Origin of the sequence: Clostridioides sp. ES-S-0190-01 (assembly GCF_020658275.1) — a bacterium.
GTDB lineage: Bacteria > Bacillota > Clostridia > Peptostreptococcales > Peptostreptococcaceae > Clostridioides.
The window spans coordinates 228714-244629 of the sequence record NZ_JACVWA010000045.1 but is presented as its reverse complement, the minus strand read 5'-3'; the positions used below and the strand labels follow the sequence as shown (position 1 = coordinate 244629).

General features: G+C 27.5%; 12 protein-coding genes. 8 read left to right on the top strand and 4 right to left on the bottom strand.

The genetic code is table 11. From position 1 onward, the window contains the following. Positions 1 to 296: 296 nt before the first annotated feature. Positions 297 to 596 carry a hypothetical protein gene (locus IC214_RS19350; RefSeq protein ID WP_227866919.1) on the bottom strand — a complete coding sequence of 100 codons (300 nt, stop codon included), beginning with the start codon at positions 594 to 596 and terminating at the stop codon, positions 297 to 299. Between the two features lie 187 nt (positions 597 to 783). Further along, positions 784 to 2178: a metallophosphoesterase gene (locus tag IC214_RS19345; protein WP_227482763.1), complete on the bottom strand. Its 1395-nt coding sequence runs from the start codon at positions 2176 to 2178 to the stop codon at positions 784 to 786. 343 nt (positions 2179 to 2521) lie between these two features. Between IC214_RS19345 and IC214_RS19340 the strand changes: the two genes are divergently transcribed. From IC214_RS19340 to IC214_RS19315, 6 genes are all read left to right on the top strand, one after another. Then, on the top strand, positions 2522 to 4048 hold the full coding sequence (locus IC214_RS19340; RefSeq protein WP_227866918.1) for an FAD-dependent oxidoreductase: 1527 nt from the start codon (positions 2522 to 2524) through the stop codon (positions 4046 to 4048). Positions 4049 to 4080: 32 nt separating this feature from the next. After that, complete coding sequence (locus IC214_RS19335; protein ID WP_227437303.1) at positions 4081 to 4638, top strand: hypothetical protein; 558 nt, start codon at positions 4081 to 4083, stop codon at positions 4636 to 4638. Positions 4639 to 5110: 472 nt separating this feature from the next. Further along, the gene (locus tag IC214_RS19330) at positions 5111 to 6346 is read left to right on the top strand and encodes a hypothetical protein (RefSeq protein WP_227866917.1); all 1236 of its coding nucleotides are present in this window, start codon (positions 5111 to 5113) and stop codon (positions 6344 to 6346) included. Between the two features lie 110 nt (positions 6347 to 6456). Then, positions 6457 to 7599: a peptidylprolyl isomerase gene (locus IC214_RS19325; protein ID WP_227482760.1), complete on the top strand. Its 1143-nt coding sequence runs from the start codon at positions 6457 to 6459 to the stop codon at positions 7597 to 7599. A gap of 459 nt (positions 7600 to 8058) precedes the next feature. Then, positions 8059 to 9450: a peptide MFS transporter gene (locus IC214_RS19320; RefSeq protein WP_227845675.1), complete on the top strand. Its 1392-nt coding sequence runs from the start codon at positions 8059 to 8061 to the stop codon at positions 9448 to 9450. 236 nt (positions 9451 to 9686) lie between these two features. After that, complete coding sequence (locus IC214_RS19315) at positions 9687 to 11480, top strand: aminopeptidase P family protein (protein ID WP_227866916.1); 1794 nt, start codon at positions 9687 to 9689, stop codon at positions 11478 to 11480. A gap of 85 nt (positions 11481 to 11565) precedes the next feature. Here the strand turns inward: IC214_RS19315 and IC214_RS19310 are convergent, their stop codons facing one another. Beyond that, the gene (locus IC214_RS19310) at positions 11566 to 12948 is read right to left on the bottom strand and encodes a peptide MFS transporter (protein WP_227482758.1); all 1383 of its coding nucleotides are present in this window, start codon (positions 12946 to 12948) and stop codon (positions 11566 to 11568) included. Between the two features lie 255 nt (positions 12949 to 13203). On the opposite strand from IC214_RS19310, the gene IC214_RS19305 reads away from it, so the two are divergent. Continuing rightward, the gene (locus IC214_RS19305) at positions 13204 to 13551 is read left to right on the top strand and encodes a cupin domain-containing protein (RefSeq protein ID WP_227437292.1); all 348 of its coding nucleotides are present in this window, start codon (positions 13204 to 13206) and stop codon (positions 13549 to 13551) included. Positions 13552 to 13568: 17 nt separating this feature from the next. Further along, positions 13569 to 14603 carry a DUF6398 domain-containing protein gene (locus IC214_RS19300; RefSeq protein ID WP_227866915.1) on the top strand — a complete coding sequence of 345 codons (1035 nt, stop codon included), beginning with the start codon at positions 13569 to 13571 and terminating at the stop codon, positions 14601 to 14603. Between the two features lie 50 nt (positions 14604 to 14653). On the opposite strand, the gene IC214_RS19295 is transcribed toward IC214_RS19300, so the two are convergent. Then, positions 14654 to 15703: a PTS transporter subunit IIC gene (locus tag IC214_RS19295; RefSeq protein WP_227855528.1), complete on the bottom strand. Its 1050-nt coding sequence runs from the start codon at positions 15701 to 15703 to the stop codon at positions 14654 to 14656. Positions 15704 to 15916 lie beyond the last annotated feature (213 nt).

Genomic DNA, 15916 nt, shown 5'->3' with positions numbered 1-15916 from the left:
ATATTGGATTGTAAATCTTATATTAGGACTTGTTCAAACTAATCTTGAAGATAGACTTAGTAGGGTGTATTAAAATTAATTTAAATGAACTATTTTATCTGGAAATGATAGATAGAGTAGTATTAAAAGGGATAATTTTAGATATATTTAAATGAAATTATTATAAAATAACTGACTGACATTTAACTGACAGTCAGTTTTTATTATTTAAAAAAATTTACTTAAACTATAGGGTATTTCATTGTCAAATTTTTAAATCAGATGAGAATATCTATTTTATAGTTATTTGTAATGCTTTATAGCTTTATAACTAAGTCATAGTATAGCTTTTTACTTGAAAAACTTTCAATTAGCCTTGACTTATATTTTGTGTCTTTTAGGATATAGTTGTTAAGCCAATATACAATAGCATCCCCTCTATAGTTTAATCCAATTTTTACACCTTTTTCGTACTCCCAAAAAGGGTGCTCATCTTCTGTATTGTCAATCCAATTGTAAAAACCATCTCTAATTTTATCTTTTTTTAAATTAATTTCACTGGGAACATATATATAATCAAAATGATAATTTCCACCAAAGCTTATTTTTAGAACCATAATTAAAAGCTCCTTTTTCTTAGTTATACATCATGTTTTATAAATTTTACATTAATAGTATAATACTTTCAACTATTATGTTTTACAATTCAATTGATGTTAAAAAAATAGTAATTATTATAAGAAAAAATTAAAAAATATGTTTATTATGAGATTATAATATTTAAGAAACTGTATAAATAAAACTCTACTCTATATGTTCTAAATTAATATTGTATTTTCTTTCACCTTTTATAACTTTGAATTTATCATTTTTATTAGGATAAATAGTCACAACATTGTTTTTGTACTCTGATTCATCACATTTTATATTAAATGGCATAAGCTCTGATTCTCCATATAGATAAGTAACAGGTTTATTATTCTTCATAACGACAATTTGTAGCATATCTCTATCTTTTGGAGAAGATATATTTCTCCATTTATATCCTACAGCTTTATATATATCGTTTGCTGATGTTCTAGACTTAAAGATAAATATTTTATCCCATTCAGGCGGCATTACTTTTGCCAGTCTTATTTCATTATTGTTTTCACTAGCTTTCATAAGTGAAGAAACAAATTGTCCAAATTTCTCATCTTCTTTATTTTTCTCAAATTTAACTAACTCACTGGATTTGTCAACTACACTCCATTTATCGTTATTTTTTTCTAATTTAAAGTTAATTTTAGAAATACATTCTCCATGCTTTCCTGGTTCAGTAACTATAACCTTTTCTCCCAATGTGTTTTTATAATCGTGTTGTTCAATTTGAACATGATTATGCCCTGCAACTATCGCATCAATACCATCAACTTGTTGAGCTAAATCTTGTATTCTATTGCCTGGATTTTTAGGATTTTTAGGTCTTTCACCTGTGTGCGCAACAGCTACTATTATATCTGGACTTTCTTTTTCCATGATTTTTACCCATTTTTTAGCATCTTCTACTAAATCATTCATATATAGTTCACCACTATAACCTTCTTGGTCTTTTAGTTCTAGAGATTTAGAATCTACAAGTTCTCCATTTTCATTTAGTTGTTTTCCTTCACCAACTTCTTTTATAGTAAGTCCTAGAATTCCTAGTTTTACATTTCCTTCTGGTGTATCAATATTTTTTATTATGTATGGTTTTGTATAGCTATCCCCATTTTTCTTATAAGTATTAGCTGATAATACATCTATTTTTTGTTTTTCAAAATCAGATATCATATTGTCTAAATGAAATTTATTAAGAGATATAAATTCATGATTACCAAGAACTACAGCATCATAACCGACTTCTTTCATGTCCTTTGAAATAGGAGTTTCAATATAGCTTTCAGTTTTGTTGTTGTTATCTTTAAGCATAGCATTAGAATAATCATCCATACTACTTCCTAAAGCTACTCCACGGTCAAAGAAGTCTCCAGCATCTACTAAAGTTATATTTTTATCTTTTTCTCTTTGTTCCCTTACATAAGAAGTTAACTCATAAGGGATGTTACCATGTAAATCGGTAGTGGCTAGTACATTTATTTCTGTTGTATGTTTTGAAGTACACCCAGACATTAGCAATATAAATAAACAAGTAATGCCTATAATTATTTTGTTTTTCATAAAACCTCCATTTTACTTTTTCTGAATATTTGTTTTAGTGTCATTAACTACATAATCCCCCTGTAATATCAATAGTAATATATTACTATACAAAAATCAACTATATATTTCATAGACATATAAATTGATAGAGATAAAAATAAAGTTCATTAAATAAAAATCAATTAAAAGTAATCTCAAAAGAATTTTAAAGCATGCTATAAGATTGGTTAACTATAGTATCTTTGAGAAAATGATAAACAAATAATCTATAGTCTTGCATTTATTTTTTTATATTATTTATAATAAATAAACCCTATGATGGAAAAACTATTCTTATTTAACATGTAAAGGAGTATTTAAAATGAATGAATCGTATTGGATTTTAAATTCAAGTCCCAAAGAATATGAAAAATTAGGCGAGAATATAAAAGTAGAATGTCTAGTTGTAGGAGGAGGAATAACTGGTTTAACAACTGCATATCTATTAGCAAAAGAAGGTAAAAAAGTAGCACTTGTTGAAGCCGATAAAGTAGGAGATGGAACTTCAGGCAGAAATACTGGTAAAGTAACTTGTCAACATGATATAGTATATTCTAAAATAGAGAAAAAATATGGATTAGATAAAGCTAAATCATATTATAATGCAAATAATGAAGCTTTAAAATTGATTGAGAAAATAATCAGTGAAAATAATATAAAATGTGATTTTCAAAGGATTCCATCTTTTGTCTTTACAGAAAAGAAAGAATCTATAAAGGATATTAAAGATGAATACCGTACATGTAAAAAAATAGGCATAGATTGCGAATATTATGAAACTATAAATGATATTCCATTAGATGTAAAAGGAGCTATTCATTTTTCTAATCAAGGTCAATTTAATCCAAAACAATATGTTGATGGTTTGGCAGAAGTAGCAGTAAATTTAGGGCTAAAAATATATGAAAACACGCCGATAGTAGACCTAGAAAAAGGAGCTATATGTAGAGTTAAGACTGGAGATAATAATATAATAGAAGCTGAAAATGTTATAATCTCATCTCACAGTCCATGGTATGATGGGTTGAATTTTTATTTTGCAAAGGAATATGCTGAACGTGCCTATTTAATGGTTGCAGTCTTACAAAATGAATTGCCAGAGGGTATATTTATAAGTATAGATGACCCATCAATAACTTTTAGACAATGTAATGATGAAAATAATAACCTATTAATCTTTGGAGGAGGAGACCACAAAGTTGGTCAAGGTGGAACTGAAGAAGAAATATTTGATGATTTAGAGCATTATGGTAAAGAAGTATTTAAGATAAAAGACTTTAAATGTAAATGGTCTGCTCAAGACAATATGAGTTTTGACAATGTTCCTTATATAGGTTATATCAATAAAAGGGAGAATAATATTTATGTAGCTACAGGATTTTCTAAATGGGGAATGACTAATGGAACTGCTGCAGGAATAATAATAAAAGATTTAATAATAAATAAAACTTCTGACTATAAGGACACTTTCAATCCATCGAGATTAGGTAGTTATTTTTCAATGGATTTTATAAAGGAAAATGCAAATGTAGCTATGAATTATGTAACTGGAAAATTAAAAATAGGTAGTGGAGATATGCCTAAAAGTAGTGGTGAAGGAAAGATTGTTAATATTGATGGAAAAAGATATGGTGTTTATAAAGATGATAGAGGAGATTTTTATATTGTAGATACTACATGTACTCATTTAGGATGTGAACTTAATTTTAATAGTGAAGAAAAAACATGGGATTGTCCATGCCATGGTTCAAGATTTGACTATAAAGGAAACATACTTGAAGGCCCAGCACTTAAGCCATTAAAACTTTATGGTTATGGTGATAATGATGTTAATCCTAAGTTATTATAGAATATAGAATGTTTTGGAAAGGTAAATTATTTATGAATAAACTTTTAAAGCCAATAACCATTTTACTTTATATAGTATATGTTTTATGTGCCATATTTTTTGCTACAAATAGAGCTTTTGGAAATGTAGGTTTAGTAGCAATCAGTTTAATTGGTACTTTTATATTAAGTATTTTAAATAGGCAAAATAAAAGACTTTTGAGCAATGAATTATATATTGTGCTTGTATTATTTATAATGTTTGCATCATTATTAGGTACTTGTTTTAATTTTTATGACATAAATTATTATGATGATTTTTTACATTTATGGTCGGGTATAATATCATGTATTGTAGCATTTTCTACAATTAAATATTTTTATATACAAAAAGATATAAGTAAGATGAGTAAAATATTTTTAGTTATATTTGTATTTATGTTTAGTATGGGAGTGGCTAGTTTGTGGGAAATAGGTGAATTTCTAACGGATACTTTTATTGGGACTACTACACAAGCTGGAGGACTAGAAGATACTATGATTGATATGGTAGATGCTTTAGTAGGTACAATTATAACCATTCCTTTTATAATAAAAAAATCAAATGCATAGTTTAAAGTTGATTGCAATGGATTTAATTAGTCATATGAAGTTTTAAGAACTTATGTGATAAATTAAATCCATTCTTTATTGTATGTAAAGCTTACGTTTCACATTTTTTATAAATTTTACTCCATAAATAGAAAGTATTGTATCTTATTTTACTAGCCATAGTTTACAACATCTAGTATTATCACACTTGTGTTAGTGTATTGTTGTTATTTGGTAAAATATATTATAAATTGTATCTTAAATAGTATTAAAAAGTAAAAAATTTAAAAAAGATAATATTTTATAAAAACATGATATAATTACTATGAAATAAAGGCTATGTTTTTGGCTGATAAGAAAGTTTTAAAAAAGTTTTATGGTTACAGATGTTGATGAATTTTTGACAAGTAATTAAAAATTAAGGAATTGCTAAAAATAGTAATATTTTATGTGATAATATAAAGAGTAGATAAAGTATTAGGAGGAACATTGAGTGTTAAAAAAGTGGTTTGGTATTATGAAAAAGAGACAAAAAGTTGAGGTAGCAAAAGAAGAAGGTGAAATAATATTAAAAAATGAAAAAATTTTGTATGAAGAAAATTTAATTGATAAAGAAAAAAAGGTATTATGCTGTAAAGAGGAAGTTGTAAGTGAAGAAAATGAGTCTTTAAACCAAGAAGAATATTTGTCTAATAAAGAAGATAAAGTGCTACGCAAAGAAGAAGTGGTATGTGATAAAAAAAATAAAGTCTTATCTGAAGAAGAATTAATAATCAACAATGATAAAGAAGAATTAATAGTTAATAATGATGATACAACTTTAAATAAAGTAGAATTAATAATTGATGATATAGAAATAATAGAAAAAAGTATAAATAGCGAAGAAACACTAATTAATAAAAATACTATAGAATTAGATAAAAATGAAGTATTTATTACTGATGAATCTATCAACTTAAATAAAGAAGAAATACCGCTTGAAAGTAAAAAAACAGATTCTAAAAAATTTGAAGAAATTGAGCGAAGTGAAAATAATATTTTAGTAACAAACACTACTGAAGTTGAAGAAAAACAAGTAATTGGTATAAATGAATATTTAACAGAAGAAGATTTAAAGTACATAAAAGAAATAAAAATAAAACGAGGAAGAAGTATAAAAGCAATAAACTTATATACTAAAGAAGAGAAGACTTTTGATACTCATATTCAATGTAGTAAAAATCTTAAGGTACCACTTGGCTACATAAGAGAAAATTTAAAATATGGATATATGGATTACTTTGGAGAAGCTATAAATTATTTAAGTAGAGTGTTAAATGTAGAAGAATACTGTAAAAATGAGTGGAGCTATCTAGAAAATAGTAAATCTCCATCTGAGATATTTAATATTCTTAATGACAAAATATTTAGTACAAGACTTTCTGATAAAAAGAGAAATGAAATTTTAACTAATGATAAGATTGAAACAATAAAAATGAATTATAAGTTTGAGTGTATTGATGAGGAATATGATGAATATTTTAAAAAATATAAGTCTATAATCAAAAGAGGTGGAAAGAAAAAGATTGAATTAGTAAATAAAAAAGGCGAAGTATTAGAGATATTTAAGTCTTTAGAAGAATGTTCTATTTATTTGCAAAAAGAAAAAAATGAAGTTATACAAATGTTAAAGTATGGAGATACAAAAATAGGAAGAAATTTCATAAGATATAGTTTAAGAAATATTTAATTTCATTTTAAATTCATGAGAGTTTCATTTATGATTCACACATTTAATATTATTTTAATGTAAAATAATAAAAGTGAAGTATTGTACAATTAAATTTAAGGAGGATATTAATGTCTGAAGAAAAAAATTCAAAAGATAATACATTGAATGAAATTAAAAATTCAGAAAATGTAAGTTCTAAACAAGATGATGTGTCAGGTGAAAAAAATACTGATAACAAAATCAAAAAAAGAGAAATAAAATTAAGTAGTAAAAAGCTTAAAGCAATTGTAGCAATTGTTGCAGTAGGGGCAATTTGCTTGGGTGGAGGCTATGTCTCTGGAAAAGAAGCTGGAAGAAAATTACCAGCCACTTCAAAGCGTTATAATAGTAATGAAGTAGTAGCTACTATTGGGGATAAAAAAATTACAGGGGAAATGTTAAGAAAAAGAATGGAGCCATTATTTTATTTAAATGCAAAAAATACTATGAGTGATGATGAAATACGTTCATATGAATCAAATATGATTGAGACTATGATTACATCAGATATATTATCTTCAGAAGCAGCAAAAGAAAAGATAAGCATAACTAATGACGAATTAAATTCTCAATATGATAATCTAATGTCTAGCATAGAATCTGCAATGGGAATGACAAAAGAAGAGTTTCTAAAGCAATTTGACCTGACTGAGAAATATATAAAAGACGATATGAAAAAAGAACTAATAGCATCAAAATACTTAAATGAAGCATCAAAAGTAACAGATAAAGATGCACAAAGTTATTATGACAAAAACAAGAGCAATTATTTACAAGTTAGAGCTTCACATATTTTAATAAAAACTGTTGATGATAAAGGTAAACAAGTCAGTGATAGTAAAAAAGCTGAACTTAAAAAACAAGCAGAAGAAATACTTAAAAAAGCTGAAGCTGGAGAAGATTTTGCTACTCTAGCTAAAAAGTATTCTGAAGATAGTAGTGCAGAATCAGGTGGAGATTTAGGATTTTTTGGAAAAGGTCAAATGGTAGAATCTTTTGAAAAAGCTGCATTTGCTTTGAAAAAAGGAGAAATATCTAGTAAGCTTGTAGAAAGTGATTATGGATACCATATAATTAAGAAAACAGATGAAAAATATCAACCATTTGAAGAAGTAAAATCAGATTTAGTAAGTACTTTAACATCAGAAAAGCAAAACTTACTTATAAATGATTTAAAGGAAAAATACAATGTAAAAATTACAGATAAATATCAAATGAAAGCAAAGCAATAGATTAAATCAATTTATTAAAAGAAGAAAATATTAATCTATATATCTAAAAGCTGTTTTTGTTCTTAAATAGAGAACTTAAACAGTTTTTATTATTTTATCATAAAATTAATTCGCCTAAAAATGAAATTATAAAAAAATAACATGCATAAATTAACAATGAAAACGTATTTTGAATTTAAATTATTTTATTGAAAATCTATATAAAATATAAAAAAAATAAATAAAAAAATTTAAAAGCTAAAAAAATACTATTCAAATATATATACTAAAGTTATTCTTTAAAAATACTTAAAAAAGAATATTTTTCATAATTTTAAAAATAATAATAAAAAAATGAAAATATTAACAATAATCTATTGAGTAATATAAAAAAAGATGCTATTATAAGTATGTGTTAAAATGATTAAGCTAATCTTAGTACTGAATTTAACTATAAAAATAATAAGGGGGCGTTTTTTTATGTCAAATACTGAAAGCGTATCTAAAAAAGCTAGTCATCCGAAGAGTTTTTGGCTTGTTTGTATGACAATTTTATGGGAAAGATTTAGTTATTATGGATTAACAGCTTTGTTGGTATTATTTTTTACAGCGAGTGTAACTCAAGGTGGTCTAGGTCTTTCTACTCAAGAAGCAACTTCAATGTTTGGTTTGTTTACAGGTCTTATATATCTTACACCATTAATTGGTGGCTGGTTGGCAGATAAAGTTTTAGGTCAACAAAAATGTATATCTATAGGTGCACTTTTAATAGCAATAGGTGACTTTGTTTTGTTTGCATCATCTACATCTATTAATATGGTTTGGGTAGGTCTATCAATAATCATTTTAGGAAATGGTTTTTTTAAATCAAGTTGTTCCAATATAGTTGGTGATATATATCCTAAAACCGAGGTATCAAGAAAAGACGCAGCATATAGTTTATTCTATATGGCAGTAAATGTAGGTGCATTCATAGCTCCAATCATATGTGGACTGCTTTCTGATAATGTATTTGCAGTAAGAGGAGTAAACGGAGATATAGTGTCTTATGGATATAAGATGGCATTCTTAGTTTGTGGTATAGGTATGATGCTTGGTATGATTATATTTACACTTCTTGCGCCAAAGCTACTAAAAGAAGTTGGAAAACATCCAGTTACTAAGGGAAATAAAGGTGAAAAAATTGAGTATGGACCACTTACTAAATTAGAGAAAAATAGAATCATAGCAATGGTTGTATTATTCTTATTTGTAGTTTTATTTTGGACAGCATACTATCAAACACAAAGTTCATTTATGATTTATGTAAGAGACAATGTAAATAGAACTCTATTTGGATTTGAAATGCCAGTGGCATGGCTTACATCGTTAAATGCTATATTATGTGTAGCTTTATGCCCTGTATTAGCTGCTTTGTGGGTTAAATTATCTAATACTAAAAGAGGCGACTTTTCTATTCCAGTTAAAATGGGGTTGGGAATGATAATAATGGGTCTTGGTTTTATAGTTATGGTATTGGCCACATTAGCCAATGGTTCAGATGGGACAATAAAGGCTAGCATACTTTTTATAGTAGTAACCTATATATTTACAACTGTAGGGGAGTTATTTTTGTCTCCTATAGGTCTTGCAATGTTTAATAAATTAGCTCCAGCTAAATATGCTACATTATCTATGGGTGCATGGTATCTGACAAGTTTTTTTGCTAGTTTGTTATCAGGAAAAATTGCTGGATTTACAGCTACATTAGGTTTTTTGCAAATCTTTGGAGGAATAGCAGGAGTCTTAATAATCTTTGGTTTAATATTACTTGGATTAAGAAATATATTGACAAAATTAATGGCAATGGATTTGTTAACAGAAACAAAATAATCCATACTTAATTAGTGAAAATAAAGGAAATTACATTTGAATATAAAATCAAACGTAATTTCCTCTTTAATTATGAAAAAAAGCTTTACATAGATAGATATTGTAATTAAAATTATAATTGTGATAATTAGAGTGTATAAGATTTATATAAATTATATAAAAGGAAAATTTATGTAATAAACTTTACATACTTATATATTTAGTTATTCAAACTATTATTTTGAGGAGGTCTTGTTGTGAATATAAAAGACAGAGTAAATGAATTAAGAAGACTTATGGAAGAAAAAAATATTGATGCTTATATGATTCCGTCTTCTGACAATCATCAAAGTGAATATGTAGGAGATTACTTCAAATCAAGAGAATTTATATCAGGATTCAATGGTTCAGCTGGAACAGTTATTGTGACTAAAGATGAAGCTGGATTATGGACAGATGGAAGATACTTTATACAAGCAGAATCTCAATTGGAAGGAAGTACAATAAAATTATTTAAAATGGGACAAGAAGGTTGCCCAACTACTGATGAATATTTATATACAAATATTCCAGAAGGTGGAACTTTAGGTTTTGATGGTAAAGTTATATGTGCTAAAGAAGGAGCTACATTAGCTGAAAAATTATCTAAAAAAGGTATAAAAGTAGAATACCAATATGATTTAATAGATAGCATATGGTCAGATAGACCAGCTTTATCAGATAGTAAAGCATTTTTATTAGATGTTAAATACTGTGGAGAAAATTTTAGTTCAAAGTTAGCTAGATTGAGAGAAAAAATGAGTGAAAAAGGTACTTCTACTCATGTAATAACAACTCTTGATGACATAGCATGGTTATTTAATATAAGAGGTGGAGATGTTAAATACAATCCAGTTGTACTTTCTTATGCAGTGATAACTTTAAAAGAAGTTTATTTATTTGTTGATGAAAGTAAATTAAATGAAGAGATATTAAATGAATTGGCTAAAGAAAATGTAAAAATAAAACCATATAATGATGTATATGATTTTGTAAAACATATAGATAAAGATGAAAAAGTTTTAGTTGATGGAACTAAGATTAACTATGCAATTTACAATAATATACCTTGTGGAGTTGAAAAAGTTGATGAGTTTAATCCAGTAATGTTCTTTAAGGCCCAAAAAAATGAGGTAGAATTAGAGAACATAAGAAATTCACATGTTAAAGATGGTGTAGCTTTCACTAAATTTATGTACTGGTTAAAGAATAATGTAGGTAAGATAGAAATAACTGAAATAAGTGCTACTGAAAAATTAGAGGGACTAAGAAGAGAACAAGAAGGATTCTTTGAACCAAGTTTCAATACAATTGCTGCATATAAAGAGCATGCTGCTATGATGCACTATAGTGCAACTCCAGAATCAAACTATAAGTTGGAAGCTGAAGGTTTATTCTTAGTAGATTCAGGTGGACAATATTATGATGGAACTACTGATATAACTAGAACTACAGTATTAGGACCTATAAGTGATGAATTAAAATTACATTTCACTTCTGTAGCAAGAGGTATGATAAATCTTTCTAAGGTTAAATTCTTACATGGTTGTAGAGGATACAACCTAGATATATTATCTAGAAGTTGTATGTGGAATATGGGAATAGATTATCAATGTGGAACTGGACATGGTATAGGATTTGTATTAAATGTTCATGAAGCTCCAAATGGATTTAGATGGAGAGTAGTTCCTGAAAGATTTGATAGTGCAGTTCTTGAAGAAGGAATGGTAACTACTAATGAACCAGGTATATATATAGAAGGTTCTCATGGTATAAGAACAGAAAATGAAATAGTAGTTAGAAAAGCTGAAAAGAATTTTTATGGTCAATTTATGGAATTTGAAGTTGTTACATTAGCTCCTATTGATTTAGATGGTATAGTTCCAGAATTAATGAATCAAGATGAAAAAGATTATTTAAACTGGTATCATAAATTAGTTTATGATAAGATATCTCCTTTCCTAACTGGTGAAGAAAGAGAATGGTTAAAAGTTTATACTAGAGCTATATAGTTTTGTAATTGAATACTATAAATAAATCGAGGCATTTTAATGCCTCGATTTTTGATATATTATCTATTAAACTTAAACATAGTTTTTACTTTGATAATTCTACAAGTTTTTTATTCATTATAAGTAATATAATTCCAAATATCAATAAAAATGAAGGGATTACTATAAATACTTGTAACATACCAAGGTGGTCTATAATAGCCTGTGTATAACCAGATAATTTATTTGCTGCAAATTTACCTAAGAACCAAACACCCATTAAGAATGAAATATATTTTTCTGGTGAAAGTTTATTTACCATACCATATCCAACTGGAGAAAAACAAATCTCTCCTATACTTTGGAATGTTAAAAATCCAATTACCCAAAATACACTTGCTTTCTGAATTGAATTAGGGTTAGTTCCTGTTTGTATAACTGCGACTATCATGAATAAAAATGCTATAGCTAATAGTATAAACCCTAGACTCATTTTTGAAGGTACACTTAAATCGCCTTTTTTAGTCTGAGATAATTTTACCCAGACTAGAGCAGATATAGGGCCAAGGATGACACATAGAAGACCATTATATGAATCTATCCATGAGGTTGGTATTTGAAAATTACCAACAGTCAGATTTATGTGTTCTTTTGTATACAAAGCTATAGACATAGAAGCTTGATTATATGCTATCCAAAAAAATACTGTAAAAAAAGCTAATATTAATATTACTATTATTCTTTTTTTCTCAACTGAAGTTAATGGTTTTGAAGCAAGTAATTTTTTATATTCTAATGATTTCTTTATAGTTTCTTTTTGACTACTAAATTCATTACTTGAAGATTTATAAAATCTTTTGTGACCAAATATAAAGAATAATAAGCCTATTAAAACAGTAATTGAAGCAAATAAAAATACATATCTGTAACCATACATATTTATAGAAGTACCATTTTTCATAGCGAACCATTCATTAGCGACCAAACCACAGATTAAAGGACCAAATAATGTTCCCAGATTAGTAGCCATATATGTAATAGAAAAAGCGCCATCCTTTCTTGGGTCATCATTAGTATATAAGTTTCCAACTAAGGTATGTAAGTTTCCCTTATAAAAACCTATTCCTAATCCAGACAAGAATATCATGATGTTTACATCCATTTTGCTATTTGCCAGATATCCTAAAAAGTAGCCAATTGAAACCATTATCATTCCAAGCATAATACAATTTTTCGGACCTAAAAATCTATCACTAACCCATCCACCAATAACTGGAGAAAAATAAGTCCATGCTAAAAAAGATGCAAGCATTGATGCAGATTCTGCTGGTGTTAATCCCAAACCACCTTTAGATACTTGCTCAGCTAGAAATAACAATAGCACTAATTTCATACCATAGTATGCAAGTCCTACAAATGTAAATATTGAACAACAAAAATATAAATCCTTAGGCTGTTTAAGCTTTTCTTGAGTTTTTAAAATTGACATATGTCGAGAACCTCCAGACCAATAATTTAACAAAAATTTTCCACACTATATGAGTATATGTTTTTTTTATAAAGACGTCAACTTATGGCATAAGAAAACAAAGTGTTAATAATCTATAAAAATAGTATTATTTTATAGATTCAGTAATATTTTTTTACAAGAATATATGTTATTATTATATTAAAATACAACATATTATGGAAAGGATATGCCAATTTAGTAGTTAGATTGATTGTTTGGCAGGTGGGATGAGCTATGATAAGAAAGAAATCTGAATTACAAGTAGAAGTAAAAGAAAATTTAACTGGTGGGGTTGGAAAAGTTAAGCTTGAAAATATATTACAAATTGATGAGCTTAAAGGAAAAGGAAGATTATTTAAAAGAATAACTTTACCAGTAGGAAGTTCAATTGGTGTGCATGACCATACAACTGATTTTGAGGTATATTATATATTAAAGGGAAAAGGTAAAGTTTTTGATAATGGGGAATTTGTAGAAGTAAATGAGGGTGATGTAATATACACTGCTGATGGTGAAGAACATTCTATAGAGAATATAGGAGAAGAAGAACTTGAATTTGTAGCAGTAGTCTTATATGTGTAAAATATGGAGGAGGAGTCATGACAAGCAAGATAGAAGAAATTAAAGACAAGATAAATAGATTTTGCAACTCCAATCTAAATCAAGAATATAAAGATATAAGTTTTAAAATCTTGCAAGACATTTTAGATAATAATAAAGAGATAATTCATTCTTCTAGAGCTGATATATGGTCTTCAGCTATACTAAACATAGTTTTGGAGCAAAATCTCTTATATAATAAGAAGCATCCATTACATATAACCAAAAAGGAATTTTCAAAAAAAATAGGTGTTTCTTTAAACACTATAAACAATAAATCATCATTGATAAAAGACGTTTGTAATATTGATTTCTTAAATCAAGAGACTATTGCTATCTCTAATATTGAGTTTTGGGTAAGAGAGAGTAACTCTAAATCCAAAGCCATAGATTTAGAGTTAGAAAAGAAAAAAATACTTTATAAAAGATATATTAAACTATCACAAGAAGCTAAAAATCATATTGAGTCAATTAGGTATATGGAAGAAGCTGTAAACATTGGAAAAAGCATGATTACTAAGGAAGATAGACAACTTGGATTTTGGAAAGGTGTATCTACTAGAGCTTATATGGTAGCACTTGAGTCTCTTGCTAGGAAGTTAGAGAGTATTGATAATTTAAAGGAAGCTAGAAAGGTATTAGAGTATTTAATAGAAATCAATCCTGATGATGAGCAAGGAATAAGGTATAAATTACTCAATGTATTAATTAGGTTAAATGATAGAATAGCAATAAATAATTTATTTGAAATGTATAAAGAAGAAAATTCTGCTACATGGATGTATAGCAAAGCTCTTTATTATTTTAAAAATAAAAATATGTTTTTAGCAAGTGATGCTATTAAAAGTGCTAAAAATAAAAATAAATATATTGGATTATATTTAATAGATTGGCGAAATGCCTTTGGTAGAGAGTTTGTTACAGCGGAAGAAAAGGGAGAAGCTGTCTATTACTATGATGAAAATATAGTACTTTGGAATGAAGTTAAAGGTTCTATGGATTGGTTACTGAAAAAAATGTTGGAATTTTCATAAAAAAAACTACTCCTTATTACTTATAAAAAAGTAAGGAGTAGTTTTTTTATTTATACATCTAATTTTAAATCTCCTGGTTTTATCATACCTTTTTTTCTCATAAATTCTGATATTATTAGAGTTACAATAGCAGGAAGTACAAAGTTAAGTAAAAGTATACCAATCCACATAGTTATTCCACCTTTTCCAGCACTTTGCATGGCAGTTACTGTTCCAAATTGTCCAACTAATCCACAAGTTCCCATACCAGAGCCAATAGGTATATTTTCCATTTTAAATATTGTTGTAGATAATGGGCCAAGTATTATTGAAGCTATTGTAGGTGGTATCCAAATTTTCCAGTTTTTTATTATATTGGGAACTTGGAGCATGGATGTACCAAGTCCTTGAGCTACAAGACCTCCTACTCCATTTTCTCTAAAACTCATAACAGCAAAACCTATCATTTGGCAACAACAACCAACAGTTGCTGCTCCACCAGCAAGCCCTCCCAAACTTAACATCATACAAATAGCTGCACTACTTATAGGTAATGTAAGAGCTATTCCAACCAGTGCAGAGACTAGAGCTCCCATTATGATGGGTTGCATAGTTGTAGCTTGCATTATTATGTTTCCAAATGAAGTCATAAATGCAGAAACAGCTGGTCCAATAAGTTCTGCCACAAGTACTCCAATTAGTATTGTTACAGCAGGTGTAACTAATATATCTACTTTTGTTTCTTTTGAAACTAATTTTCCAATCTCTACAGCAAAAAGTGTAGCGACAAATGCCCCAACAGGACCCCCTAATTCGTTACCACAAGCTCCAACAAGTGCACAAGAAAATAGCACAAGTGGAGGCGCTTGAAGTCCATACGCAATAGCCACTGCTATAGCTGGACCTGTAACTTGTTTAGCAAGAGGGCTTATAACTTCAGTAAAAAGAGAAATATTGAAGTTGTCTCCTAATGTGTTAAAAATTGTTCCAATTAAAAGGGAAGAAAAAAGACCGAGTGCCATGTAACTTAACGCATCAATAAGATACCTTTGAACAGAAATTTCAATGTTTTTTCTTTTAGCAAATGATTTGAAATCTTTTTTTTTGTAATTGATTTCCAATTTAAAGCCCTCCTCATATAATACAAGTATAAATTTCTTTTGAATTAATTATATAACTTTTTAGCTGACAAGACAAATGTTATTTCACTAAAATTAGACTATTGTAATAGTAAGAAATTAACACTAATTTTAGTTTTAAATTTTAAATTTATGGTTTATAATTAGTATAGGGATATTCTGAAATATAATACTTTTCCAGTTTATCCCAATATT

What these genes read in the sequence shown, in the direction of transcription:
- IC214_RS19350 (WP_227866919.1), bottom strand. Translation starts at nt 596, where the DNA reads ATGGTTCTAAAAATAAGCTTTGGTGGAAATTATCATTTTGATTATATA.
- IC214_RS19345 (WP_227482763.1), bottom strand. Translation starts at nt 2,178, where the DNA reads ATGAAAAACAAAATAATTATAGGCATTACTTGTTTATTTATATTGCTA.
- IC214_RS19340 (WP_227866918.1), top strand. Translation starts at nt 2,522, where the DNA reads ATGAATGAATCGTATTGGATTTTAAATTCAAGTCCCAAAGAATATGAA.
- IC214_RS19335 (WP_227437303.1), top strand. Translation starts at nt 4,081, where the DNA reads ATGAATAAACTTTTAAAGCCAATAACCATTTTACTTTATATAGTATAT.
- IC214_RS19325 (WP_227482760.1), top strand. Translation starts at nt 6,457, where the DNA reads ATGTCTGAAGAAAAAAATTCAAAAGATAATACATTGAATGAAATTAAA.
- IC214_RS19320 (WP_227845675.1), top strand. Translation starts at nt 8,059, where the DNA reads ATGTCAAATACTGAAAGCGTATCTAAAAAAGCTAGTCATCCGAAGAGT.
- IC214_RS19310 (WP_227482758.1), bottom strand. Translation starts at nt 12,948, where the DNA reads ATGTCAATTTTAAAAACTCAAGAAAAGCTTAAACAGCCTAAGGATTTA.
- IC214_RS19305 (WP_227437292.1), top strand. Translation starts at nt 13,204, where the DNA reads ATGATAAGAAAGAAATCTGAATTACAAGTAGAAGTAAAAGAAAATTTA.
- IC214_RS19300 (WP_227866915.1), top strand. Translation starts at nt 13,569, where the DNA reads ATGACAAGCAAGATAGAAGAAATTAAAGACAAGATAAATAGATTTTGC.